This is a genomic window from Ensifer sp. GW823-FHT05D09 (assembly GCF_058795755.1).
Genome location: NZ_JBXAIA010000005.1, coordinates 182,373 through 208,133, shown reverse-complemented (window position 1 = coordinate 208,133; position 25,761 = coordinate 182,373). Strand labels below are relative to the sequence as shown.

The window sequence follows — 25,761 nt, the reverse complement described above, 5'->3', positions numbered from 1 at the left end:
AGCATAGCACCGCCTGAAAGGCGGGAACCGGGACTGAATACCCCCCCCGGCAGACCGTTCCGCCCGATAGGGGGACCGCCCAGTCACGATCGCCCAACCTCACTCACCTGCCAGCCCTGACCAGCGACCGCGCGATATCGATGATGTCGTCACGGGTAGCCGTTGGATCATCCTTCGACCAGGCGACACGGAGCCCAATCCCGAAATCTGCGCCCCTCACCTTGTGAAGCTCGAAGTTGCGATTGGGCAGATCCAGCGTCTATTCCGGTGCAAAGCCGATGCCGAGGCCGGCAGAGACCAGTGAGAAGGTGCCGTCGCCCAACCATCTGCGCGGTCAACCACCAGGTTCTAGCGGCTGCCTGATAGCCACCTCAAGTGCGGAAGATTGCACTGCCACCCACAGCCGAACCACCTCCAGAAGACAATGCGTGTGGCCTGCGTCAGGGCGCCAATTCCACCCGCCAACAAGATGAATTTGATCTCCTGGAAGGTGGCCCCAGGAAGCACCGCGTATAGTGCCGTCCTTACATGGGATTGGTGAGCTATTCAGACTGCCGGAAATTGCGGATGCGGTCGAAAAGGACCGCGAGGATGGTCGCGCCGCCGATGAACGTCCCCTGCCAGAATGCGTTGATGCCGAGCAGCCCGAGGCTATTGCGGATCACTTCAATGAGCGCTGCACCGACCAGTGCTCCAAGGGCCGTGCCTGTGCCGCCGGCCAGGTTGGCACCGCCGATCACCGTCGCTGCGATGACCTGCAGCTCCATGCCGGCGCCAATGTTGGTTGTCACCGCTCCGAGCCACCCAGTCTGGACGATGCCGGCGACGCCGGCCGAGAGGGCGGAAATCATATAGACACCGACCTTGATCGGTCGAACCGGAATACCGGTCGCGGTCGCCGCGTGCTCGTTGCCGCCGATGGCGTAGATATAGCGACCGAGCCTCGTCCACCGCAGAACGAAGCCAGTGAGCAGCGCCAGCACGATCATGTAGATTACCGGGTTGGCGATGCCGAACAGCCATGCCCCACCGCCAAGAGCCAGCAGCTTGTCGTGGTCGGGGCCAAACTGAAAAACGACAGTGTTGTTGGAGGCGACCATCGCCAGGCTTCGCGCAATCGAAAGCATGCCAAGCGTGACCACGAAAGGTGGAAATCCCAAATAGGCAATGAGGACACCGTTGAACGCGCCGATGACAAGCGCCGTTGCCACCGAGGCAGCAATTCCGACCTCGATACTGTAGCCGGCATGCATGACCACCGCCAAAATCATACTGCATAGGCAAAGCACCGATCCGACAGACAAGTCTATCCCGCCGGTGATGATGACCAGCGTCATGCCAAGGGCAATGATGGCGACAAAGGTGGTGTTGCGGGTGATGTTGTAAAGGTTCTTCGACGTGGCGAAGGAATCCGTCGCGAAGGACAGGAAAACGCATGCCAACACGACGGCGAGCAAAACCCAGAAGGTCTGGTTGGCGAGGACGGCAGCCCCCAGCGTGCGCCGTTTCTGAGCCATGGTCTGGTCGAGCATCGTTGCCATCGTCTACGCGTTCCCTCGATGCAGCCTTGCAGCGCTCATCCTCTTTCGATGGCGCCGGTAATCAGTCCAGTCACTTCCTCAGGCGATGTCTGCGAGATCGGCTTGTCGGCAACCTTTCGGCCACGACGCATGACCACCACGCGATCGGCAACGTCAAAGACGTCCGGCATGCGATGGCTGATGAGCACGACCGCAATGCCGCGGTCGCGCAGTCCTCGGATCAGATGCAGCACTTCGGCGACCTGCCGCACGGATATGGCGGCCGTCGGTTCGTCCATGAGGACAATCTTTGCCTCGGAAATCATCGTTCTCGCGATCGCGACCGCCTGCCTTTGCCCTCCGGACATCTGCCGGACGAGGTCACGGGGGCGCGTTTCGGATCGAAGCTCCCTGAAGATTTCTCCAGCGCGCCTGTACATCGCCTTATAGTCCAGCACACGCAAAGGGCCGAAGCCGCGCCTGAGTTCGCGCCCAAGGAAGACGTTGGCCGCCGCCGATAGATTGTTACAGAGCGCCAGGTCCTGGTGAACGATTTCGATGCCGTGCTGCCTAGCCTCGATCGGTCGATGCAGCACGATTTCGCTGCCGTTGAGCCGTATCGTTCCCTGGCTCGGCCGATAATTCCCGGCAATCATCTTGACCAAGGTTGATTTGCCGGCGCCGTTATCTCCCATGAGGCCGACCACCTGCCCCGCCTCCAGCGAAAGCGAAACGTCGCTAACCGCCTGAATGGCACCGAAGTGCTTGGAAATGTTGGTGATCTCAAGTGTCGCCACCAGCCGTCTCGCCTCCCGAAGCGCGCCGGCACGCCAGGGGGCGCGATCGTTCCTCAGTCTTCACCCAGCGGTCGACAGCTTATTTACGCAAATCCTCATGAAGGCGTCAATGACGTCCTCTGCGTAGAAACTGTTTTGTATGACAAATACACGTTGCCCTGTATATTAGACATCGGTGGGAGACGAGCATGCTTATCCTTGTCACCGGTGCAACGGGCAAGGTCGGGCGGAACCTCATCGCGAGGCTGCTTGACCAAGCACGTTTTTCGAGGGCGCGAATCCGTGCGCTCTGCCACAATCGGCGGCTTGATCCGTCCGAGCGAATGGACGTGGTTTGCGGAACGATTGCCGACCGCAATGTGGTCGAAGCCGCAGTGAAGGGTGTGACCCATATCGTGCACCTCGCCACCTGCAAGGAAACGCCCGACGATGTCATGGACACCACGATCAAGGGCATGTTCTGGCTGCTGGAGGCCTTCCGGATCAGCCCTGCCGCGCGCCAGTTCATCCTCATCGGGGGTGACGCGGCCGTTGGTCATTTCTTCCAGCGCCACGATGGACCCGTGACCGAGAACACCCCCCACCGCGCCTACCCCGGCTGCTACGCGCTATCGAAGGTTCTCGAGGAAGTGATGCTCGAGCAATACGCGGTTCAATATGGAACGAATGGTTGCTGCCTGCGTGCACCGTGGATCATGGAGAAGGACGACTTCAAGCACACGTTGTCGTTCGGCGACGATCTATTCGGCGGGCCTGACTGGAAGACCTTCTTTGCGCCTGAAGAAGCGCGGCGATACGCCGAAACCGGTACCGTGCCGCTCCTGCGTGACGCCGATGGTCGGCCGCTCAAACGCAATTTCGTCCATGTCGGCGACCTGGTCTCAGCGATCTTGGCGGCGATCGACAACCCGCGTGCCGAACGGCAGCTCTTCAATGTCTCCATGGATCGCCCGGTCGACTACGGGGAGGTCGCAAGCTACCTCGCACGCACGCGCGGCCTCGCTTCAGTCGACGTTCCCAGCGCATTCCACTCGAACTGGATGGATAACAGCAAGGCCAAGTACCTCTTGGATTGGCGCCCTGACTACGATCTCGAAAAGCTTATCGACTCGGCCTGGCAATACGAGCGTCAGCCGAACGATCCTCGTGTCGTCTGGTATCCGGGTTGATTTGTGCCGCGGACAGATGCTGTCCGCTTGTTCAATGGGAGGAAAGAATGAGAAAAACTGTATTGTTGGCTGCCGTCGCCGTCCTGGCACTCTGCGCCGGTCAGGCATTGGCCAAGAAGCAACTCGTCATCGTCGTGAAGGGCCTCGACAACCCCTTCTTCGAAGCGATCAATCAGGGTTGCCAGAAATGGAACAAGGAAAATCCGGATTCCGAATATGAGTGCTTCTACACCGGACCGGCCTCGACGTCGGATGAGGCAGGCGAAGCGCAAATCGTTCAGGACATGCTCGGCAAGGCCGACACGGCCGCAATCGCCATTTCGCCCTCGAATGCCAAACTGATCGCTCAGACGCTGAAGACAGCCAACCCGACCATTCCGGTCATGACGCTCGACGCCGACCTCGCCAAGGAGGACTCTGCCCTGCGCAAGACTTATCTCGGAACCGACAACTACCTGATGGGCGCGCGGATCGGTGAATACATCAAGAAGGCCAAGCCGAGTGGCGGCAAGATCTGCACGATCGAAGGCAATCCGGGAGCGGACAATATCTTGCGCCGGGCCCAGGGCATGCGCGACACGCTAACCGGCAAGGAGGGGCTGACGGAACTGAAGGGCGAAGGTGGCTGGACGGAAGTCGCAGGCTGCCCGGTCTTTACCAATGACGACGGGGCCAAAGGCGTCCAGGCGATGACCGACATTCTTGCAGCCAACCCGGACCTCGACGCCTTCGGCATCATGGGCGGCTGGCCACTGTTCGGGGCACCGCAGCCCTACCGCGATCTCTTCAAGCCGATAGCGGAAAAGATTGCCAAGAACGAATTCGTCATCGGCGCCGCAGACACGATCGGTGACGAGGTGGCCATCGCGAGGGAAGGACTGGTGACAGCTCTCGTCGGGCAGCGCCCGTTCGAAATGGGGTACAAGGCGCCGTCCGTGATGATGGACCTGATCGCCGGCAAGCCGGTAGAAGATCCGGTGTTCACCGGACTTGATGAATGCACCAAGGACACGGTCGATACGTGCATCCAAAAGTGACGGTCTCGTCCGGGGCCTCGTCGTGGGTGCCCGGATGAAACCCCTCGCAGTCTGCCGCGCCCGCGTCGCGCCTTCAAGGCGCGGACGCGGGCCGTATCAAGGTCTTCCCTGTTGACGCGAGCGAGACGTATCGACAGCATCGTAGAGTATTGATCGACAGCCGCAATTCATACTTCGCGGCTTTGTCGGCGGGTTCGCAATGCCGATCATTTGAGCCATCGGCTCAATGGTTCCTGAGCGCATTGGCGAGAGAGAACACATGTATATCACAGTGTGGGGAGCAGAATGACAAAGAGGATCATCTTCACCGGCGGCAGCGGCAAGGCCGGCCGCCATGTGGTTGAATACCTGGTCGAAAGAGGGCACCAGGTGCTCAACCTCGATACCCGGCCACTCGACAATCCCAAGGTCAGGACACTCATCACCGATATCACCGATAGCGGCCAAGTCTTCAACGCCTTGTCGAGCTACACCGGGCTGCACGAGTTCGACCCGTCCTTGAGACCGCAGCCCATCGACGCCGTCGTGCACTTTGCCGCCATTCCACGCATCATGATCGCTCCCGATAACGAGCTTTTCCGCGTCAATGCGCTCGGCACCTACAACGTCATCGAAGCGGCGGTGAAACTCGGTATTCGCAAGATTGTCATCGCATCCAGCGAAACGACCTACGGCCTCGTCTTCGCCAACGAACCCCGCAACCCGGCCTACTTCCCACTCGACGAGGAGTACGACGTTGACCCTATGGACAGTTATGCCCTGTCGAAAGTCGTCAACGAACAGACGGCACGCGCGTTTGCGGCGCGCAGCGGCATCGACATCTACGCCTTGCGCATCGGCAACGTCATCGAACCGCATGAGTACGCGTTGTTTCCCGGATGGTTTGCAGATCCGGGTTTCCGCAAGCGTATCGCCTGGAGCTACATCGATGCGCGCGACCTTGGCCAGATCACGCTTCGCGCCGTGGAAAAGGACGGGCTCGGGTTCCAGATTTTCAATGCTGCCAACGACGACACCTCCTCCGATCTGCCGACCCGCGAACTGATCGACCGGTTCTATTCCGGCACACCGCTCAAGCGGGAACTCGGCGAATTCGAGACACTTCTGTCGAACCGGAAGGTCCGGGAGGTGCTGGGTTTTCGCGGCGAGCATGGCTGGAGAAAATACGTCTCCGTCGGCTGAAGCCGCGCGCGAATAGAGACGGCGTGATTGGCAAGCTGACGCTTGGCAGCCCTCGGGATCGCGGGGGTGTAATGGCTTTTCGGAAGGCTCAGACTTCGAACGGTTAGCCGCAACGTCGCATCAACTGGGCAGACGCGACGTCGCCCTGAATGATCGAAACGCACTCAGCGCCCTGATTGCGCGACCGTCGTCGATTTACGCCAGATCCAGAATGACCGCGGTGGCTATCGTCATGGGAACGACGAGCGACTGCTATTCACCCGGACTAACCCGCGACACACGGTCTGATGGTCCGGTGCAGGAACGATGTGCTTCAACGCTCGCAAAACTTGCATAAAGCGAAGCCGCTCATTAGTCACACGGCACGCAAGGAATCGTTGTGAGTCTTGTTTGGTGAAGGAACAAAAATCGTGCCGCAAGCAGAAATTGGAACCGGTCGTGGCGGGCGCAAGGCGTTATGGGCCTCGGTAGCGATCATCGCGCTCGCAGTGGCGGGCGCAACCGCCGGCAAGTTCATGATCGCAAGGGAGGCCGATCGATTTCTTGTCGAGCGCGGTGGCAAGGCAGGTTCGGTTGAAGCCGACTTTTTCGGGCGCATTCATATGCGTGACGTCACGCTTCCTTTCGCCAGCGGCGGCAGTGTGCGCGTCGCTGCGATTGACGGGCGACCCACGATTTCCTTCCTGAAGGGCGGGTTTGAGCTGCAGGGGCTCGAGCTCGAACTGGCGATGGGCAAACTGTCCGTGCCACAGGTGAGCATCGAAGAACCCGATTTCGCCACCGTGGCAAATGCAAAGAGCGGCGATCAAGCGAAGGTGCCGCTGCTGAAACGCATTGAGGGCTTTGCGGCAAAGCGTGTGCTGGCGCCGGAAGTTACGATCAGCCAGGCTGTCGCCGGCTCTGAGCAGAAGACAGTCTACAAGGATGTTGCTTTGGAGGATATCGGAGGCGGCCGCGTGGCACGCTATTCTGCAAGCGGGGCGAGCTTCGGTTTGAAGCTGGACATCCCGAACGGAGAAGGCGAGCCGACACGGGAGGAAATGAACGGCTCCATGGGCGCCATGAATGGCAAGGATTTCGACGCCGCCTATCTCGCCCGGATATACGGGGACAAGGCAGGGCCTGACGACAAAGACCCCAAACCACTTTACGGCCCCGTCTCGGTCAAGAACATCGTGCTATCGCATGGCGCGTCGAATTTCAGCTACGACGAGTTGCGCAGCAGTGGCTTGAGCATCCGCATGCCGGCCGAACCGCTCCTTGAAACGCTTCAGAAGCTGCAAGTGGCCGATCCCGACGCACTGCCGCCTGCTGAGCGTCAGGCGTTTTTCAAGCGCGCCCTTTCGCTTGCCGACATCATCGGCAAGGGCGACATCGAGATGCTCGGTCTCAAGACACAGATCTCGGAAAAGGATGACGACGGCGGAAGCAGGACAATCAAGCTGGACGTCGACAAGATGGCGTTTCATCTCGAAGGTCGCACCTTCGACGGCGCGATGCATGGCGTTTCCATCGGCGAAGGTGCCGATTACGCCAGATTCTCGGAAGCGAGCATCACAGGCTTCTCGTGGCACCCGACCATGGAAGCGCTGACGAAACTGGCGGCGTTGAACGAAGAGCAGATCGACAGCTTCCCTCTCACCACGCTCATGCCGGAATTCGGCACGATCCGGTTGAAGGGTCTGGACATCGATATGCCGGGGGAAGCGGCAAGCACGTCTGCCACCGAAACTGTCACGGAAGAAGACAGCTCAACCGACAGCGCCACAGCGCCGCCTGAAACCACCGACGCATCGCCCGAGGCGGATCCGTCCAACGAAGCCGCCAACCCGAACGCGGAGTTGAACGAGGAACCGGTGGACCAGGCTGCCATACCTTCCGTCCCCGAGCGCATCCGGTTTACGCTGGACAGCTATGAAGTGGCATTGACCAAGCCGCGCAACGGCATCCCGACCGACGTTCGCATTGCTTATCAGGACCTCAGCGTGCCGCTCCCTTCGGACGCCGTGGACGAAGGCTCCAAGACGCTGCGCCAGCTTGGCTTCGACAAACTGGTCTTTTCTTCCAACGTCGAACTGGCCTGGGACGAGCCGAATGAGAACCTCGTCATCAAGGATATTTCCTTGAGCGGCAAAGACATGGGCAGCTTTTCCTTCTCGGGGATCATGGGCGGTGTCACCACGGACTTCTTCTCCGGCGACATGACCGCCGCTCAGATGGCACTCTTCGGCCTCACGGCCCGGGAGGCGAAGGTCAAGATCGAGGACAAGGGGATCATGGCGAAGGGCATCAAGCTCTATGCCAATGAGAACGGCCTGACCGAAGACAGCGTGCGCGGCATCCTTGTGATGATGACGACCGCTGGACTGCAGCAGTTTGCGTCCACGCAACCAAAACTGCAGGAGGCAGCCACGGCGCTTTCTCAGTTCATCACCAAGCCGGGAACCTTCACCCTGACGGTCAAAGCCAAGGACGCTGCCGGCATCAGTGCGCTCGACCTCGTCGGAGCCGCAGAGGATCCCGCGCTTCTTCTCGGCAAGATCGATCTCGGCGCCAACGCGCAATAGAGCAACGCCGGGCTTCGAACGGAGCCCGGCTTGCCTCTGTCTGCTTGTTGACCTGAAATGATGTCGCATGTGATAGCCCGCTTTTCGCAACGAGAGGCGGGCGTGGTTCGGATCGGTGCAGATCGGAACCGGTGATGTGCAATGGCGGCTGAGCGCAAATGAGGTCCGAAGCTTTCGAGACGGCTCTCAGCGGTGAGAATTTGGATTGAAGGCTGTTTCCAGCCGCGTCCGTGCATGCGCGATATCTGCAACGACGGAGATGGCGAGTGCACGTGCATCCCTTGCCTTGTCAAATATGCCTATCGGCGCCCTGATGCGGGCAAGCATGCTCTCGGTTTGCCCGCACGCAAGCAGGGCCCCGCAACGCTTGGCATGCGTGCGACGACTGCCAAGGGCGCCGACGTAGAAGGCGTCTGACGCGAGCGCCGCGGTAAGCACCGGTAACTCACGGTCAACATCGTGAAATAAGAGAGCGACGGCCGTGTCCGCGTCGAGGTCGCCTGGTGACGGCACCTGGCCACCCTCAAGCGCTACGGTCTCGTAGCCGGCCGCGACGGCAACGCGGGCAACCGCTCCGACCTCCAACGGCGTGCCGGCAACGACGATCCGCGGCTTCGCCCTATAGGCCCGCACGAACCACTCTCCATCCCAACCGCTTGCTGCTTCGCCCTTGCGCAAATGGAGGGCGCGCTTACCCGGATGATAAAGCAGCCCCACCGGCATGCGGCGATCAAGGGCGGCCAGTGCCTGGCGCAAGACTGCGGCGTCCGCCAAGACATGGATCGCAAGCGTAATGCCGCCGCCGCAGGGCAGAACGATATCAAAAAAGGGCGACCCTTCACCAAGAAGAAGGTGACGATCCATGCCCTTCGCAAGGGCGATCATCGCTTCGGCAGCGACGGCAGCCTCCGTACAGCCACCCGAAACGAACCCGCAATAAAGACCGTCGTCCCGCACCACCATTTGCGCGCCGAGACGGCGCGCCGCACCACCGCGGATTTCGACTAGCGTGATGAGGGCGGCGGCGCGCCCCTCTTCGAGAGACTGAACGGCGAAGGCAAGGATATCAATCGCATCATCCGAGATGAAGGCGACGCGGGGTTCTGGCGCAAGCGTCTCCGGATCGGCGGCGATGCGGGCAGTCATGTCATTCCACTCCCTGCGTTCCCGGCCAGCGGCGCACAATGCCCGGGTCAAGGTCGAAGAGATCGAGCACCCGACCGACGGTGTGGTCGACCATGTCTTCGATACTCTGGGGCTTCGCGTAGAAAGCGGGCACGGGTGGATAGATGATGCCGCCCATTTCGGTCACCTGTGCCATGTTGCGGATATGGCCGAGATGAAGCGGCGTCTCTCGCAGCATCAGCACGAGGCGACGCCGCTCCTTCAGCACCACGTCGGCCGCGCGAGAAATGAGGTTATCCGTCGTGCCCGTGGCGATCTCGGCAAGCGTCTTGACCGAGCAGGGCGCGACGATCATGCCGAGGGTCCTGTAGGAGCCGGAGGAACAGACCGCGCCGATATCCTTGTTGGAATGGGTCGTCGTCGCCAGGGCTTCAAGGTCCTGTCTGGTAAAGACCGCCTCGGCCGCAAGCGTAATGCAGGCGGCGCGCGACATGATCAGGTGCGTCTCGATTTCGAGATCACGCAGCAGTTCGAGGATGCGCTTGCCGTAGACCACTCCGGAGGCGCCTGAAATACCGACGATCATGCGTCGTGGATGCGTCATCGCCCTATCTCGCGCTTTTCAGGAGTGCTGCGGCGCGCGCGCAGGCCTCATCGCTGATGCGGGCCCGCACGCCGTGGAAATTCGGGCCGCGCGTCGCATCGAGCCCCATCCGCGAAGTCGTCCCGATGCCGCTGGCCGAAGGATCGAGAGCGTTGCCCGGCAGGCCCTCGATGATGACCACGTCCTTGTGCGGCTGGAAATGGGTGGCGAGCGCCCAAAGCACCTCACTGTCACGGGTGATATCAACATCCGCGTCCACCACGACGACGGTTTTCAGATACTGGTCCCAGCCGAGAAGCCCGAGCATAACCTGCCGCGCCTCTCCCTCGCGCGTCTGGTTCATGGCGATATAGGCGTGGAAATGCGTGCCCGATGAGGGGTAGTGCACCGCGGTAATTGAGGGGAAGCGGGCCTTCAGCTTCTCCACCACCTCCGCCTCGCGCGGCACACGGCCAAGGTTCAGGTGCTCGGCGGAATTGCCGCCCGCTACGCTGACAAGCATGGCATCGCGCCGACGCATGATCGTTTCGACGCTGAAGAGGTTGTTGGTCGAGCGGTCAGAGGAATAGCCGGTGAACTCGCCGAACGGCCCCTCCTCCACATGCGCCTCGGGATCCAGCACGCCTTCGAGCACGATCTCGGCATGGGCGGGAACGCGGATTCCGTACTTCGGCGTGCGCACGACCTGAAGCGGTTCACCCAGCAGGCCGCCGGCGACATCGCGTTCGTCTTCGCCGAAGGCAAGGCGGGCGGAGGCGGCGATCATGAAGAGCGGATGGCCGCCGATGACCATGGCTACCGGCATCGGCTTGCCCTTTTCCTTGGCCATGTTCATCAGCCGCCAGAGATGGCCGCGCGAATGCAGTGAGGTCGCAAGCGAGTTCTTCGAATGGATCATCGCGCGGTGGTAGCTGAGATTGCCGGCGCCGGTTTCCGGATGCTCGCCGATGATAATGCCGCTGGTGATGTATTTCGCTCGATCCGTGTCGAAGTGCTTGAGCATCGGCAGCGCATTGAGGTCGACGGCATCGCCGGAGATGATCTCCTGCGTAATCGGGCCCTCTTCCAAGACCTGAGGCGTAAACGGCCGATTGGCGCGCGCCTGGTAGGCCTCGTGCAGCCTGTCGGCGGTCGAGCCGAGAAGGCGCCCGATGCGGTCGCGCGAGGCGAAGATGTTGCAAAGGACCTCGCTGCCGATGCCGCTTACGCTTTTGAGGTAGAGCATGGGGTGCTGGCCCCTATCGGCCAGGTTCCAGATCAGCGCCGTCGCATCCTGGTCGTCCAGGACTGGCTGGTCGATGGTGATCACGTCCTCGGGGTGTTCTGCCCGGTAGTCGGCCAGGAAGCGACGAACGTCTTGCTTGTGGTACTCGGTCATAATCTCGGCCTCGGCGCAGCGGTTGGGTGACGGCGCCCCCGGAAGGGCGCCGTCGACTTGTTCAGGCAAATTCCCTGTGCTTGCCCGTGGCGCGGTCGACGCCGGCGTACGAGTCCTTCAGGCGCGCCTGGGCGTCCCTCAGGTCACGGGGCGGCGGCGACGGATCGATGCCGACGAGCCTGGCGATGTTGTTGCCGAGGTAACCTTCCAGATCGTCCTCAGAGAGGTTGATCCCGTGCGGCGGATCCTTGCAGAGCACCTCCAGTTCGCGCAGCCACATACCCGGATCGTTCGGCGGGCTGTCGGTGCCGAAAACGATCTTGTTCTTCGGCAGCTGCTGGGCGAATTCGACGATGCGCGACTGGAAGCACCAGCCGGATTCGCAGTAGACGTTCGGGGTATCCATCGCCATCCAGAAGGATTCGAACGAGTAGTTGCCGCCCGTCTGGATGCCGAAGTGACCAATGATGAAGTTGACCATCGGAAACTCGCGGATGATCGGGTAGAACATCGTCGGGATGGTGTACGGGCCGTCGCCGGTGTGGATGAGGACCACCACCCCAAGTTCGGCGCATTTCTTCATCGCCGGACGCAACCAGTCGAGCGCCCGGTCAGGACGGTAGCCGTGCATGTTGGCGTGCAGCTTCAACATCTTGAAGCCGTATTCCTTGACGTGGAATTCCAGCTCCGCCGCGCCGTTTTCAGGTCCCCAGCGCGGGTTGTAGTTGAAGTTGCCGATGAAGCGGTCCGGGTACTTCTGGCAAAGCTCGGCGCAATAGGCCATGTAGTCGCGAATGCCCTCGCGACCCTTGCGGTTGCCGTCGCGGTAGCCGGTATTTCCCGGCGGCGGCTGGATGAAGCCCATGTCGATCCGGCGCGGCTTGCCGTTGATCATGTAGGGGCCATCCATCAGCTTGAGCATGCGCTCGCCCGTGAAGGGCTCGCCTGTGTGGCGCCACGCCTCGTCAACGAGGTTGGTCGGGTGAAGGTGGGTATCGATGATCATTGTTCACTCCGTTCAAATTTACGCGGCAAGTGCTACGCCGTGCTGGCGCAGATACGCCTCGGCTTCCTCGACGGTGGCCGGCGGCTTCGTCGCTTCCAGGCCGATCATCCGGGCGACGTTGTTGCCGAGGTAATCTTCGAGCGTATCCTCATCGAGGTTGAGGCCCTGCGGCGGCTCGTGGCAAAGGACCTCCAGAAGGTTGATCCACATGCCCGGCTCGTTCGGCGGTGTGTCGGAGCCGAAGAGGATCTTGTGCTTGGGGAGCACCTTGGCGAACTCGACGATGCGCGACTGAAGGCACCAACCGGATTCCACGTAGACACTCGGCGTGTCGAGCGCCATCTGCATAGGCTCGAACACGTAGACGCCGCCGGTCTGAACGCCGAAATGCGCCAGGATGAAGTTGACTTCCGGAAACTCGCGGATGATCGGATAGAACTCCGTCGGGATCGAGTACGGACCGTCACCGGTATGCACCTTCACCATCAGCCCGAGATCCGCGCACTTTTTCAGTGCCGGGCGAAGCCAGTCGAGGGCGCGGTCCGGGCGGTAGGCGTGCATGTTTGCCTGCAGCTGCACCATCTTGAAATCAAACTCCTTCGCATAGCGTTCGATTTCTTCGGCACCGTTCGTGGTGCCGTAGCGCGGGTTGTAGACGAAGCAGCCAAGGAACCGGTCTGGATGCTCGGTGACCATCTTTTCCGTGTAGGCCATGTACTGGCGGATGGCGGCCTTGCCCTCCAGATCCATGACCTCGTGGGTGTAGATGGTGTTGCCCTGCGGCGGCTGGATAAAGGCCTTGTCGATCCGGCGCGGCTTACCGTTCACATAGTACGGGCCATCCATCATCTTGAGCAGTTTGTCGCCGGTGAACGGCGGTCCGTCGTGTCGCCAAGCCAAGTCCACCAGATCGGTGGGATAGCAGCTCAGGTCAATAATCATAGGTTTCTCCTGTCGTAGAGGGTCCGGTCGATGCGGGGCCGCGCGATGAACGCCATGCCGGCCGAAGCCGGGCGTGGATCCGCGATCTCAGGAAATGCCGAAGACGGAGGGAACGGGCCGGCGCATAAGCTCCCAGGGCGGGGCAACCGGGCATTCCTCTATTCGTCAGCATCGACATCGCAGCCTCATCTTCCAACAGACGGTGAGCAATTGTCGGTGCTTCTACTCGCCTTCAAAGGAACCACTCCGCGTGGTTTCTGTCAACACAAAAATAGATCTAAGTCATTATTTTTAAATAGATTTTTAGAAAAACAGCAGCAACCGCCCGCGCTGGAGGTGCGCGGGCGGCTCAGACAGAAAGGCTTACGCAAGCGCCGTCCGGCGGGAGACTCGCTGCTAGGGCACCAGGCATGCACGCAAGTTTCTGTCGATGCTGACACGGTCGAGATTGCGGCCGATAAACACGAATTTCGACTTCCGCCTGTCTTCGCCCCAGGCGTGGTCCGGGCGGAAATCGACAAGCTTGTGCACGGCCTGGAGCACAAAGAAACGGTCGTCGCCGGCAACGGAAACGATGCCCTTGGTGCGAAAAATGTCGCCACCGTGCTCGCCGAGATAGTCCTTCAGGAACCCTGCGAGCTTCTCGCCATCGAAGGCTTCGGAATAAACGAAGGAGTGGGAGTTCACCGTCGCGTCATGCAGGTGTGGCCGCAGGGCGGCTACATGCGGATGTCCATGGTCATGGCCGTGATGGTGGTGCCCATGATCGTGATCGGGGTGGTCGCAACAGGGCTCGGAGCAATCATGATGATGGTGGTCAACACCGTGATCGTCATCCATGTCGATGTCGAGGATTTCCGCCCGCTCGCGCACGTAGGACGGCCGGAAACCTTTGACGCCGAGGATATTGGAGAGGTCCACCTTGCCGTAGCTGGAGCGCAGGATGGGTGCCGTCTGGTTGAGCCGACGCAGCGAGCTTTCCAGCGAACCGAGGGCATCCTCCTCAGCAAGGTCTATCTTGTTGACCAGAATGCGGTCCGCCGCGACGATCTGGTTGACCGCCTGATTGTCGCTGCCGTCGAGCACCGGATCGTATAGGTGCTGGTCGATATGCATTGCATCCACCAGCGTCACGACGGCGTCGAGCTCCACCTCGTCGGCCACACTGCGGTCTACGAAGAAGGCGGTGGCAACTGGCGTGGGGTCGGCAAGACCTGAGGTCTCGACGATGATGTGGTCGAACTTGTCCTTGTGGCTCAGGAGCTTCTTCATCACGTCGATCAGATCATTGCGCACATCGACGAAGCAGCAGATGCAGCCGTTCTGCATCTGGAAGATTTCCTCGTCGGAAGCGAGGACCAGATCGCTGTCCACGTCGACCTCGCCGTATTCGTTCTCGATCACCGCGATGCGATGGCCATGACGCTCGGTAAGGATGTAGTTGAGCAACGTCGTCTTTCCCGACCCCAGGAACCCGGTAAGGATCGTGATCGGGAGTTTCTGCTGGCTCGCAGGCTCGATATGCATGTTCATGCGCCCTTCTCCCTCAAGGCTTTGAGAACGTCTTCCGGAGTAATCGGATAGTGGTGGAAGCGAATGCCGATCGCGTCGTGAATGGCGTTGGCGATGGACGGCCCGATCGCGATGATCGGATCCTCGCCCACACCCTTGGCGCCCCATGGGCCGCCCGGATCGGGCGCTGCCTCGAGAATGATCGTCTCGATATCGGGCATGTCCATGGAGAGCGGCATCTTGTAGTCGACCAGGCCAGCATTGAGCGAGCGGCCGGTTTTCTTGTCGATCAGGTAGTCCTCGGTCAGTGTATGGCCGATGCCCTGCTGGATACCGCCTTCGATCTGCCCCTGCGCGGCGATCGGATGGATCACCCGGCCGACATCGTGCACCGGCACGACACGCTTGACCTCAACGATCCCGGTTTCCGTATCAACGTCGACCTCAGTGAAGTGCGCCGCAAAGGAATAGGACTTGGTAGGTTCATAGGTACCGTTGCCGACAATGTTGGCGGCGGGAATTCCGCGCGAGGGCCCCATGGCTTCCGAAACCGTCATGGAGCGGTCGGGCTCGGCGGTGACGAAGACCTTGCCATCGCAAAGGTCGATCTCATCAGACGAGACCTGCAGCTTCATGGCTGCCCGTTCGAGCACGGCGGCGCGGACCTTGCCAGCGGCCATCTTGGCGGCGGTACCGACCAGATAGGTCGTGTGGCTGGCGAAGGCGCCGATGTCCCACGGAACCACATCCGTATCGCCATGGATCACGCCCACGTCCTCGAAGCGCACGCCAAGTTCTTCCGCAACGATCTGCGCAAGGGCTGTGTGCGCGCCAGTGCCGAGGCCGGCCGCACCGGTCAGGAGCGTCACCGTGCCGTCCTCGTTGATCTTCACCGTGGCGTTGCCCTGCTCCTTGATGCCAGGGTAAGCGGACGAGCCGTGCATTTCGCAGCCGATGCCCCACCCTTTGCGGATGTGCGGGCGCTTCGGATCGGGCGTCCGGTCACGGCCCCTCAGCGTCTTCCAGTCCAGCACGTCGATGCCGTGCTTGAGGCAGATTTCAAGTCCGTGGCCAATGATCGGGTGGCCTGATGGCGCGATGTCACCCGCCCGCACAACGTTCTTCAACTTCAAATCCGCCGGATCCATGCCGAGCCTTTCGGCCGCCTCGTCCATCTGGATGTCGAGCGCATAGTAGCTCTGCACCACCCCGTAACCGCGGAAAGCGCCGTTAATCGGGGTGTTGGTATAGACGCAGCGCCCTTCCAGCCGCACGTTCTCGCAGCGATAGAGCGAGGTGGCGGCGGTGGTTCCGACAATGGTCACACCCGGACCGTGGGAACCGTAGGCACCGGAATCATAGACCAGCTTCATGTCGCGGGCGACAAGCGTGCCATCGTTCTTGAAACCCTGTTTCAGCCAGATCCTGCAGGGGTGACGCGAGCGACCAGCCACGAAGGTCTCGTGGCGGGTGAACTCCATTTTCACCGGCCGGCGGGTTTCCTTCGCCAGCAGCGCGCACAGAAACTCGTGCTGGAAGAGGTCCTGCTTGGCTCCGAAGCCACCGCCCATATGATCCACGAGCACGCGCACCTTGGTGAGTGGCAGGCCGAGCACTTCGGCGAGGATGCCGCGGACCATGAAGGAGGTCTGGGTCGAGGTCCAGAAGGTCAGCTTGTTGGAGCCGTCCCAGTCGGCGATGCAGACGTTCGGCTCCATGTAGGCCGGGTGCGGCCGCCCGCCGGCAAAGGTGCCCTCGAGAACGAAATCCGCCTCGGCGAAACCCTTGTCGATGTCGCCGCGGTTGACGCGCACGGGGTCGAGCACCAGGTTGCCGCCGGGGCCGATGTCGTGGATCAGCGGTGCGCCTGGCTGCGCGGCATCCTCCGGTTCGAAGACGGCCGGCAGGGCTTCATATTCCACCTCGATCAGGTCGAGCGCCTCGTCGGCGATCTCCTCGCTGATGGCAGCGACGGCGGCGACGCCCTCGCCCCAAAACCGCACTTTGTCGTCGAGAATGTATTGGTCCTTGGTGCAGGAGGCCGAGCGAGGGTGCGGCGAGCCGTAGTGCAGCACGCGCGGCACGGTCTCATGGGTCAGGACGGCCTTGACGCCCGGATAGGCGAGCGCCTTGCTGACGTCGATCGCCTTGATGCGGGCATGGGCGATCGCCGCGCGCTTGATCTTGCCGTGCAGCATACCGGGGAGCTTGATATCGCCGGTGTACTGCGCCTCGCCTGTCACCTTCTCGAGCACGTCGTCGCGCTTGACGCTCTTGCCGACGATTCTGAACTCGCGCTGTTCGATAGGGGTGGTGATGTTCATGGTCTTGCAGCCTCCATCTCGCGCGCGGCGGATTTGATCGCGTCGAATATCTTGGTGTAGCCAGTGCAGCGGCAGATATTGCCGGAGAGCCCGAAGCGGATTTCCTCATCGGTCGGGCTCGGATTGTCGTCGAGCAGCTTCTTCGCCATCATCAGAATGCCGGGCGTGCAGAAGCCGCATTGCGAGGCGCCGTGCCGCATGAAGGCATCCTGCAGCGGATGCAGCCTGTCGACGCCCGGCTGGAGCCCTTCGACTGTCTCAACCGAGCGGCCCTCGGCTTCCACGGCAAGCATCAGGCAGGCGTTTACCGGCTCGCCATCGACGAGCACGGTGCAGGCGCCGCAGTCGCCGACGTCGCAGCCCTTCTTGGTGCCGGTGAGACCGACATCGTCGCGCAACGCATCAAGCAGGGACCGGCAGCCATCGACGGCCATCTCGCGCTCCTCGCCATTCACGATGAATTCGATCATCCGTTTCATGCGAAATTCTCCAATGCCTGTCTGATGGCCCGGCCGGTCAGGACGCCGACCATGTCGCGCCGGTAGTCCGCGCTTGCGCGAACGTTGCTGATCGGTGTGCATTCCTCCATTGCCTTGTCGGCGGCCTTCCTGACCGTCGCGGCGTCGAGCCTCGATCCACGCAGCATGGCTTCGGCTTGCGGCGCGCGGAGCACGGTGGCACCGACCGCACCGAGCGCAATGCGGATGTCGCTGCAGACACCCTCGTCCATCGCCAGGCTCACGGCGACGCCGACGGTGGAAAGCTCCATCGCCTTGCGGCGACCGTGCTTGAGATAGGCCTTGCCGATATTGTCCGCCGCTGGCGGCACGGTGATGCCGGTGACGATCTCGCCCTTGGCGAGAACGGTCTTGCCGGGGCCGGTGAAAAACTCGGCGATCGGCACGACCCGCATGTCGGTGCGGCTGTAGATGTGCACGAAGGCGCCGTCCGCGACCAATGGCGGAATGGTATCGGCCGACGGTGAGGCGCGACAGATATTGCCGACGACGGTCGCGCGGTTGCGCACCTGGATGGAGCCGAGCGAGGCGAGTGCGGCACGCAGATTCGGATATTGCTGGCGCACCAGCGACAGGTTCTCCAGCCGTCCGACGGTCACCAGCGCGCCGAAGGTCAGGCCGCGCGTCTCGTCGTAGGTGATGTCGGACAAGCCAGGGATCTGCTTGATATCGACGACGTTGCGCACGCGTCGCAGCCGCTCGCGGATCTCGACCAAAAGGTCCGTGCCTCCGTTGAACAGAAATGTATCGTCGCCGAGTTCGGTGAGAAGGCGGGAGGCATGCTCCAGCGTTTCCGCCCGATAATAGTCGAAGCGTCTCATGGAATTCCTCTTGGGGTTCGGAGCTCCGGCGGCGCGCGGCCGCCGGACTAATGGTGTTGCTCTCTAGGCAAGGTCGGCAGCCGGCGTGCCGTCCGCGAGCTCTGCTTCCTCCGGCTCCTTCGCCGGAACGCCGTTGAAGAGAATGTTGAGCAGCGCTGCCGCGAAGGTACCGACGAGGACGCCACTGTGCAGGAACTTCTCGATCGCCGAGGGCAATTGGTCGAAGATGTTTTCGGCGACAACCGGCACCATGGCGAGGCCGACGCTGACGGCGACGATGTAGAGGTTGCGCCTGTTCGCTGCGAAATCCACCTTTGTCAGGATCTTCACGCCAGTTGCCGACACCATGCCGAACATCACGATGGCAGCACCGCCGACAACGTAGCTCGGGATCGAAGCGCTGACGAAAGCAACTTTCGGCAACGAGCCGAGCAGGATCAGGATGACGCCGCCCGCCGCCACCACGAAGCGGCTGAGCACGCCGGTGATCTGGAGAAGGCCGACATTCTGCGCATAGGTCGTGTACGTAAAGGTATTGAGCAGGCCGCCGATAATGTTCCCGACACCGTCGGTTCTCAAGCCCCGGGTCAGTTCAGCCTGGGTGATCTTGCGACCGGCCATGTCGCCTACCGCCAGGAATTGTCCTGTCGATTCGATCATCATGACCGTCATGACCGCACAGAGCGACAGGATCGACCAGAACTCGAAGATCGGCCATCCGAAGGCGAGCGGGTGAATGATGCGCACCCAGTCGGCCTCTGCAACGCCGTGGAAGTCCACCTTGCCGGCAGCGATCGCGATCACGAAGCCGACACCGATGCCAAGCAGGACCGCAAGATTGGCCATGAAGCCCTTGAGGACGCGGGTGAGCAGCAGAATCGACAGGAGCACGATGGCGGCGACGGCGAGCGCGAAGGGCGCGCCATAGGCGGGGTTGGGGATCATGCCGTCCGGGCCCTTTATCATCGGCTGGCCGCCCGCCGCCCAGTTGACCCCGACGCGCATCAGCGAGAGGCCGATGACCAGCATCACGGTACCGGTGACAACAGGCGGAAAGAAGCGCACCCAGCGGCCGAAGAACGGCGCGACCAGGACCGTGAATACCCCGGAGCCTATGACGGCGCCAATGACGCCCGGCATGCCGAGATCGGGATTGGTGCCCGTAGCGATGATGGAGGGCACGGCGGTGAACGAAATCCCCATCATGATCGGCAGTCGAATGCCGACGTTCCAGATGCCGAGTGCCTGGATGAGGGTAACGATGCCACAACAGAACAGGTCGGCGCTGACGAGCATCGCGATCTGTTCCTTGGGCAAGTGAAGCGCGCTGCCGACAATGAGCGGTACGGCGACCGCTCCGGCATACATGACGAGAACGTGTTGCAGGCCCAGAGCCATCAGGCTCGGAATCGGGTACATCTTTTCGACTGGATCCGTCGTGTCGGACTTACGCATTCGCTTTCCTCCCAGCGAACAGCTTCCGGCGCGGTGGGGCATCTTGGCCTCATGATCTTTTAACCGCACGCCGTACACCGAGGATCATGCGGCTGGTCAAATCAGCAAACAATCGGCACAATTAGATTTATTCATATAACAATTGAATGAATGGGTCGCGATGGACATCACGCTGAAACAGCTTAGGGCCTTCGTCACCGTGGCCAACCTCGGACAGTTCACCCTGGCTGCCGACAAACTCGGCTCGTCGCAGTCGGCCGTCAGCACGCTCGTGCGCCAGCTGGAGCAGAACCTCAATCTGCGTCTCTTCGACCGTCACACGCGACTTCTGCGCCTCACGGAGGCCGGCACGGACATATTGCCGGTCGCAGCACGCGCCGTGGCCGACATCGAAGGCATGGTGGAGAGCTCGCGTGAATTGAATGCGCTCCGGCGCGGAAAGGTTTCGATCGCAGCCGGAACTGTGCAGGCCGCTCTGATGCTGCCGCAGCTCGTCAACGCCTTCAACAAGCTCTACCCCGAGATCTCCGTCGCCCTGCATGATGTCGCGGAGAAAGCCGTCTTGGAACAGGTCGCCAACAGCTCGGTGGATCTTGGCATCGGCACGGTACCGGAGGACGACAGCGAACTCATGGGCACCCGGCTTACGACCGATGAATTCCTCGTCGTCCTTCACCCGGACGATCCGCTCGCCAAACTGACCGAGCTGCGTTGGACAGATCTTGTCGACAGGAAGCTGATCGGGCCGCAGCGGGGCAATCCGATCCGAGACCGCCTGGAGAACGAACTGGCGCGCAACGGCATCGTGCTGCCCTTCGACAAGACGATGCAGGAGGTCGCGCTGCCGCTGACAATCATCGGCATGGTCGAGGGCGGTCTCGGCGTCGCGATCATGACCTCGGCGGTCACGCGCCTCGCGACGTCGATGGGCCTCGTCGTGCGGACGCCGACCGAGCCGCACATCAAGCGGGAAGTCAGCCTGATCCAGAAGCGTGCGCGTTCGCTCTCGCCAGCCGCCCGACGGTTTCGGGACTTCCTGCTGAAATCCGTGCACTAGGCTTTTACCGTAAAGGGTCAGCGGTGCCGGACCCCCGGACCACCAGCCCGCAATTGACCGCGCAAGGCTTCGAGCGTTATCTGGTGGCGCTGCTGGACCGCGACGACTCGGGCAGGCAGGGCGCAGCCGCACGACGCTGCGCGCGGTAGCCTTCGGGCCAGCCGCCGCTCCCAGCCCAACCATGCCCAGGAGCACCATGGCCCATTCTTTGAAATGCCACACCGATGCGGACCGTCACAACCGGCCCGATCTTTCCGCCGATGCCGTCCGTACGGCGAAGGAAGACCTTGCCGCCTGTTTCCGCATGGCAGCGCGCAACGGTTTTGAGGAGGGGATCTGCAACCATTTTTCGGCGGTCGTGCCTGGCCACGAAGATCTCTTCATCGTCAACCCCTACGGCTATACCTTTCGCGAACTGACGGCGTCAAAACTCCTCGTGTGCGATTTCAATGGCACCGTCATCGACGGCGAAGGCGAACCGGAGGCGACAGCCTTCTACATCCATGCGGAGATACATCGCCGACTGCCGCGTGCAAAGGTCGCGTTCCACACCCACATGCCCTATGCGACAGCGCTCTCCATGACCGAGGGTGCTCCGTTGATCTGGGCTGGACAGACGGCGCTGAAATTCTACGGACGCACCGCCGTCGACGAAAACTACAATGGCCTGGCGCTCGACCACCAGGAGGGTGCGCGCATCGCTGCAGCCGCCGGCGACGCTGATATCGTTTTCCTGAAACACCATGGCGTGCTGGTACTGGCGCCCACGATCGCCGACGCCTGGGACGACCTCTATTACCTGGAGCGAGCGGCCGAAGTGCAGGTGCTCGCCATGTCCACGGGCAGGGAGGTCTTGCCGGTAGATCCCGCAATTGCCGAGGCGGCCTACAGACAGATGCGCGAAGGCGATCCCGCGTCCGCCAAGGCCCATCTCGCAGCCCTTCGCCGCCAGTTGGATGTCGAGGAACCGCAGTATCGTCACTGATTATGGGTGGTCGTCTGCCGTAGGTGATGGGTCACAACCCTCGACCCATCGCAGTCGCAGCACGTTGATTTAGCTTACTACTTTCTTTGGAGATCTTTACTTGCGCGCATTCCGGACGAAAGCAATTATTGCGATTTACTTATCAAATGATTGAAATAATGAATTTGTTTCAATTAATGACCCGTGCTTAGTCTTCCGCCATGACAAGAAGGTGGGGACGGAATGGCACGTGATAATCTAACGGCGTCGCTCGCAAAACTGACCGGCGGTCAGTCTTTTGCTCTCACGGGCGGAAGCGTCATTCATGACGACGGCTCACAATCGGTGAGCGACATTGTCGTCGGCGCCGACGGGCGCATCGCCATTGTCGAACCCTTTCTCGACAGCGGGTCCTACAGCGCCCATGTGGATATTACAGGCATGCTCGTTTCGCCGGGTTTCGTCGACGCGCACCAGCATCTCGACAAAACGGGCGTACTGCGCTTTACCCCCAATCCGTCAGGCACGCTCCAGGGCGCCCGCGAAGCCTTCGCGAAATATGCCCGTACCGCCGGCCCTGACGACATTCGCAAGCGCGCCACGCGCACAATCGGGCGATGTCTTTCCCGCGGCACGACCGCGATCCGCAGCCATATCAACGTCGACAAGGATGCCGGCTTCCACGGCATCGAGACGCTGGCGGCCATTCGCGATGCTGAGAAGCACCGGATCACGCTTCAACTGGTCGCCTTCATGACGCCCCATCCCGGCCAGGATTTCGAGTGGCTGGGCAAGAACATCGACGGCGCCGTCGCGCTCGCCGATGCCGTCGGCGGAACACCGGCCGTTTCCGAGGACCCGCCGCGTTACCTCGACATCTTGTTTTCCGCGGCAGTGAAGTCCGGCAAGCCGATCGACCTGCATCTCGATGAACACCTCAATAGCGGGGTGCATCTCCTCGACGCCGCTCTCGATCGCGTGGAGCACTTCGGCATGCAGGGGCGCACCGTCTTCAGCCACGTCTCTGTGTTGAGCGCCCTGCCCCGTCGGCAGTTCCAGCGGATTGCCGAGCGCCTGCACAAACTGAATGTCGGCGTCGTGACGCTGCCTGCGGCAAATCTCTATCTGCAAGGCCGCGACTACGAGGTCCTGCCGCCGCGCGGACTGACGCGCGTCGCCGAGCTCTATCGTGCCGGCATCACCATCGCCACGGCCTCGGACAATATCCAGGACCCCTTCGTCCCGACCGGCTCGGGCGACATGCTGGAAATCGCCCGCTGGACGCTGCTGGCCGGCCACCTGCGCGGTGATGAACTCGCCGCAGCGCACGGCATGATCACGACGGCCCCTGCCCGCCTGATGGGCCTTGGAAGAGACTATGGCCTGAGGCCCGGCGCGCGCGCTGACTTCGTGGTCACTGACTGCATCGATACCGACACGCTGGTGGCCGGCGGACCGGATCGGGCCTTTGTCTTCTCGAACGGGCGCCTGGTCTCGCAGAGCGCCACCGAAAATATCCGCCTGCAGGAGAACGCATAAAAGGGAACGGCTGCTCCGGGGGGATTGTGACTTCAATCTAATGGGAGGAATGAAATGATAACTGAAATTTCGCGTCGTTTACTGCTTGCGTCCACTCTCGGAATGGCCCTGACCGGAATGCTCCGGCTCGACGTCGCGCATGCGGAAGACTTCAAGATGGGCCTTCTAGTGCCCGGTAGTGTCTCCGAAGAAGGATGGAACCGGATCGGTTACAACGCGCTCAAGGGCGTGGAGGAACAGCTTGGCGCCAAGATCAGCTATGTCGAGCTGCAGCAGAACCCGGCCTCCTTCGAGAAGGCGTTTCGCGACTATGCCAGCCAGGGTTACAAGGTCATCCTCGGCCACGGCTTCGAGTTCCAGGACGCCGCGCGCGATGTCGCCCTCGACTACCCGGATACCTATTTCCTTATCTCGTCGAGCGCGATCCACGAAGGCAACGTCATCGGGCTCAATACCGATACCAGCCAGCCCTTCTACCTGATGGGCGTCATCGCCGCGAAAATGGGCGGCAAGGCCGGCCTCGTTGGCGGCATGGAAATCCCGCCGATCCAGCAGGCCTTCACCGGCTTCAAGAACGGCGCAAAAAGCATCAACCCGGACTTCTCGATCAGCGAGGCCTATATCGGCAACTTCACCGATACGACCGCCGCCAAGGAAGCCGCATTGAGCATGATTTCGCAAGGCGCGGACTTCGTCGTACCGAACGCCTCGGGCGCAACGGTCGGCGGCTACCAGGCCATCGCAGAGTCCGGCCCTGACGTGCGCTCCTTCTCGATCTTCAGCGATTTTACCGAGGTAGCGCCCAACAACATCCTGGGGCTCTACGTTGCCGACTACGCGCAAGGCGTGGTCGAGGTGGTCCGCGCTATCAAGGACGGTCACCCGCCGGCGGCAAACGTCGTTTTCGGCCTGAAGGATCCCAAGGTCATCTCGTTTACGTTTCGCGACGACGGCCCGGTCACCGTGCCGGAGGACATCCGCGCCGAGGTGAAGGCAATCAGCGACAAGATCGCCGCTGGCGAGATCAAGACCGGCGCAGAATAGCCGGCTTCACGCTGCGGCAGGTCGTCCGGCCGCAGCCCTCCCGCCTCACACCAACATCCGGACCGACCCATGGCTGAGATAAACCAGGGAGTGCGTGAGACCGTGAATTCTCAAGCAACCCACGCCTTCACCCACACGCTCTCGCGCGCCGCGATCAGCGCTCTGACACCCATCGCGGCGGTTCTCGTCGCTCTCGCCTTTGGCGCCGCCCTTTTATCGCTCAACGGCTTCAACGGCAGCGACGTCGTTACCGTGATGGTCTTCGGCTCGTTTCAAGACATGCGTTCGGTCGGAGAAATTCTCCTCAAGGCGACCCCCCTGATCCTGATCGGCGCGGGCCTCTGTGTAGCCTTCCGCTGTTCGATCTGGAACATCGGCGCCGAGGGCCAACTCTATGTTGGTGCGATCGCTGCAACTCTTGTCGGCACCAGCATCGATGGACTTTCCGTGTGGGTGCATGCGCCGCTCGTGATGCTGGCCGGGGCGTTGGCGGGCGCTGCCTGGGCCGGCATTGCCGGCTACCTGAAGGTGCGCTTTCAGGCGAGCGAGATCGTCACTACGATCATGCTCAACTACATCGCCCTCATCCTCACGAGCTATCTGGTCACCGGTCCGATGCGCGACGCGAGTGCTGCCTATCCGCAATCGGCAAGGCTGGTGCGCGAAGCCTGGACACCACGTCTGGTGACCGACCTGCGGCTTCACATCGGCATTCTCGTCGCTGTGGTTCTGGCCGTCGGCCTCTACATCTTCCTGCGAAGAAGCAGTCGCGGCTTTGCGCTGCGCGTCGTCGGTCTCAACCCCCACGCCGCCCGCTATGCCGGCATGAACGTTGCACGAAACGTCATGATCGCTATCTGCATCAGCGGCGCGATGGCCGGGCTTGCCGGCGCCTTCGAAGTGGCGGGCGTCACCCGACGGCTCTATCAGAACATCTCGCCCGGTTATGGCTTCGAAGGCATCGCCGTGGCGCTGCTGGCGGGCAACAATCCGTTGGCAGCGATTCTCTCGGGCGGCCTGTTTGCGACGCTGCGCTCCGGCTCGGAAGTCCTCCAGATCACCTCGCAGGTCCCGCAGGTCCTGGTGCTCGTCATCCAGGGCATTGTCATCCTCTCGGTCGTCGCCTTCGCCAAGCTGCGCGACGTCCTCAGGATCGTGGCTTGAAAGCATGGAAACTCCCGCACGGCCCTTTGCCTTCCG

Annotated in this window: 21 protein-coding genes and 1 pseudogene; 9 read left to right on the top strand and 13 right to left on the bottom strand. The window is 61.6% G+C overall.

The window, feature by feature from the left end:
* Positions 1–103 precede the first annotated feature (103 nt).
* The 3 genes and pseudogenes from AC1Q80_RS16895 to AC1Q80_RS16885 form a co-directional block, all read right to left on the bottom strand.
* Positions 104–304 (bottom strand): annotated as a pseudogene (locus AC1Q80_RS16895) (hypothetical protein); the annotation flags it as partial.
* A 238-nt stretch (positions 305–542) separates the two neighbouring features.
* Positions 543–1,541 (bottom strand): ABC transporter permease, encoded by a 999-nt coding sequence (locus AC1Q80_RS16890; RefSeq protein ID WP_492361195.1) that lies wholly within the window; start codon positions 1,539–1,541, stop codon positions 543–545.
* Between the two features lie 35 nt (positions 1,542–1,576).
* A complete protein-coding gene (locus tag AC1Q80_RS16885) occupies positions 1,577–2,374 on the bottom strand; it encodes an ATP-binding cassette domain-containing protein (protein ID WP_234902986.1) in 798 nt (265 codons plus the stop codon).
* A 131-nt stretch (positions 2,375–2,505) separates the two neighbouring features.
* Here AC1Q80_RS16885 and AC1Q80_RS16880 point away from each other — a divergent pair, with 131 nt between their 5' ends.
* The 4 genes from AC1Q80_RS16880 to AC1Q80_RS16865 all read left to right on the top strand — a co-directional run bounded on the left by AC1Q80_RS16880 (position 2,506) and on the right by AC1Q80_RS16865 (position 8,272).
* Positions 2,506–3,486, top strand: a complete 981-nt coding sequence (locus AC1Q80_RS16880) for an NAD-dependent epimerase/dehydratase family protein (RefSeq protein WP_173421610.1) — start codon at positions 2,506–2,508, stop codon at positions 3,484–3,486.
* 47 nt (positions 3,487–3,533) lie between these two features.
* Positions 3,534–4,523 carry a sugar-binding protein gene (locus tag AC1Q80_RS16875; protein ID WP_173421609.1) on the top strand — a complete coding sequence of 330 codons (990 nt, stop codon included), beginning with the start codon at positions 3,534–3,536 and terminating at the stop codon, positions 4,521–4,523.
* A gap of 285 nt (positions 4,524–4,808) precedes the next feature.
* Positions 4,809–5,705 carry an NAD-dependent epimerase/dehydratase family protein gene (locus AC1Q80_RS16870; RefSeq protein WP_492361194.1) on the top strand — a complete coding sequence of 299 codons (897 nt, stop codon included), beginning with the start codon at positions 4,809–4,811 and terminating at the stop codon, positions 5,703–5,705.
* Between the two features lie 410 nt (positions 5,706–6,115).
* Positions 6,116–8,272 (top strand): aq_1923 C-terminal domain, encoded by a 2,157-nt coding sequence (locus AC1Q80_RS16865; protein WP_492361193.1) that lies wholly within the window; start codon positions 6,116–6,118, stop codon positions 8,270–8,272.
* 186 nt (positions 8,273–8,458) lie between these two features.
* Here the strand turns inward: AC1Q80_RS16865 and AC1Q80_RS16860 are convergent, their stop codons facing one another.
* The 10 genes from AC1Q80_RS16860 to AC1Q80_RS16815 form a co-directional block, all read right to left on the bottom strand.
* Entirely contained in the window at positions 8,459–9,418 is a 960-nt protein-coding gene (locus tag AC1Q80_RS16860) for an XdhC family protein (protein WP_492361192.1), read from the bottom strand.
* 1 nt (position 9,419) lies between these two features.
* Positions 9,420–10,001 carry a UbiX family flavin prenyltransferase gene (locus AC1Q80_RS16855; protein ID WP_492361191.1) on the bottom strand — a complete coding sequence of 194 codons (582 nt, stop codon included), beginning with the start codon at positions 9,999–10,001 and terminating at the stop codon, positions 9,420–9,422.
* A gap of 4 nt (positions 10,002–10,005) precedes the next feature.
* Positions 10,006–11,379: a UbiD family decarboxylase gene (locus AC1Q80_RS16850; RefSeq protein ID WP_492361190.1), complete on the bottom strand. Its 1,374-nt coding sequence runs from the start codon at positions 11,377–11,379 to the stop codon at positions 10,006–10,008.
* 61 nt (positions 11,380–11,440) lie between these two features.
* Positions 11,441–12,385, bottom strand: a complete 945-nt coding sequence (locus AC1Q80_RS16845; protein WP_209789444.1) for an amidohydrolase family protein — start codon at positions 12,383–12,385, stop codon at positions 11,441–11,443.
* 18 nt (positions 12,386–12,403) lie between these two features.
* The gene (locus AC1Q80_RS16840; protein WP_077504493.1) at positions 12,404–13,327 is read right to left on the bottom strand and encodes an amidohydrolase family protein; all 924 of its coding nucleotides are present in this window, start codon (positions 13,325–13,327) and stop codon (positions 12,404–12,406) included.
* Positions 13,328–13,723: 396 nt separating this feature from the next.
* Complete coding sequence (locus AC1Q80_RS16835) at positions 13,724–14,854, bottom strand: CobW family GTP-binding protein (RefSeq protein WP_492361329.1); 1,131 nt, start codon at positions 14,852–14,854, stop codon at positions 13,724–13,726.
* A gap of 2 nt (positions 14,855–14,856) precedes the next feature.
* A complete protein-coding gene (locus AC1Q80_RS16830) occupies positions 14,857–17,163 on the bottom strand; it encodes a xanthine dehydrogenase family protein molybdopterin-binding subunit (protein WP_492361189.1) in 2,307 nt (768 codons plus the stop codon).
* On the bottom strand, positions 17,160–17,642 hold the full coding sequence (locus AC1Q80_RS16825) for a (2Fe-2S)-binding protein (protein ID WP_492361188.1): 483 nt from the start codon (positions 17,640–17,642) through the stop codon (positions 17,160–17,162). Before AC1Q80_RS16825 ends, AC1Q80_RS16830 begins: the two co-directional genes overlap by 4 nt.
* A complete protein-coding gene (locus AC1Q80_RS16820) occupies positions 17,639–18,502 on the bottom strand; it encodes an FAD binding domain-containing protein (protein ID WP_492361187.1) in 864 nt (287 codons plus the stop codon). Before AC1Q80_RS16820 ends, AC1Q80_RS16825 begins: the two co-directional genes overlap by 4 nt.
* 63 nt (positions 18,503–18,565) lie before the next feature.
* Positions 18,566–19,957, bottom strand: a complete 1,392-nt coding sequence (locus tag AC1Q80_RS16815) for a nucleobase:cation symporter-2 family protein (RefSeq protein WP_492361186.1) — start codon at positions 19,955–19,957, stop codon at positions 18,566–18,568.
* Between the two features lie 160 nt (positions 19,958–20,117).
* On the opposite strand from AC1Q80_RS16815, the gene AC1Q80_RS16810 reads away from it, so the two are divergent.
* The 5 genes from AC1Q80_RS16810 to AC1Q80_RS16790 all read left to right on the top strand — a co-directional run bounded on the left by AC1Q80_RS16810 (position 20,118) and on the right by AC1Q80_RS16790 (position 25,725).
* The gene (locus tag AC1Q80_RS16810; protein WP_173421597.1) at positions 20,118–21,014 is read left to right on the top strand and encodes a LysR family transcriptional regulator; all 897 of its coding nucleotides are present in this window, start codon (positions 20,118–20,120) and stop codon (positions 21,012–21,014) included.
* 196 nt (positions 21,015–21,210) lie between these two features.
* Positions 21,211–21,999, top strand: coding sequence for an aldolase (locus AC1Q80_RS16805; RefSeq protein ID WP_492361185.1), 789 nt, complete (start codon positions 21,211–21,213; stop codon positions 21,997–21,999).
* A 222-nt stretch (positions 22,000–22,221) separates the two neighbouring features.
* Positions 22,222–23,517 carry an amidohydrolase family protein gene (locus AC1Q80_RS16800; RefSeq protein ID WP_492361184.1) on the top strand — a complete coding sequence of 432 codons (1,296 nt, stop codon included), beginning with the start codon at positions 22,222–22,224 and terminating at the stop codon, positions 23,515–23,517.
* A 54-nt stretch (positions 23,518–23,571) separates the two neighbouring features.
* On the top strand, positions 23,572–24,561 hold the full coding sequence (locus AC1Q80_RS16795) for a BMP family protein (RefSeq protein ID WP_492361183.1): 990 nt from the start codon (positions 23,572–23,574) through the stop codon (positions 24,559–24,561).
* Between the two features lie 69 nt (positions 24,562–24,630).
* Positions 24,631–25,725 (top strand): ABC transporter permease, encoded by a 1,095-nt coding sequence (locus AC1Q80_RS16790; protein WP_492361182.1) that lies wholly within the window; start codon positions 24,631–24,633, stop codon positions 25,723–25,725.
* Positions 25,726–25,761: the final 36 nt, after the last annotated feature.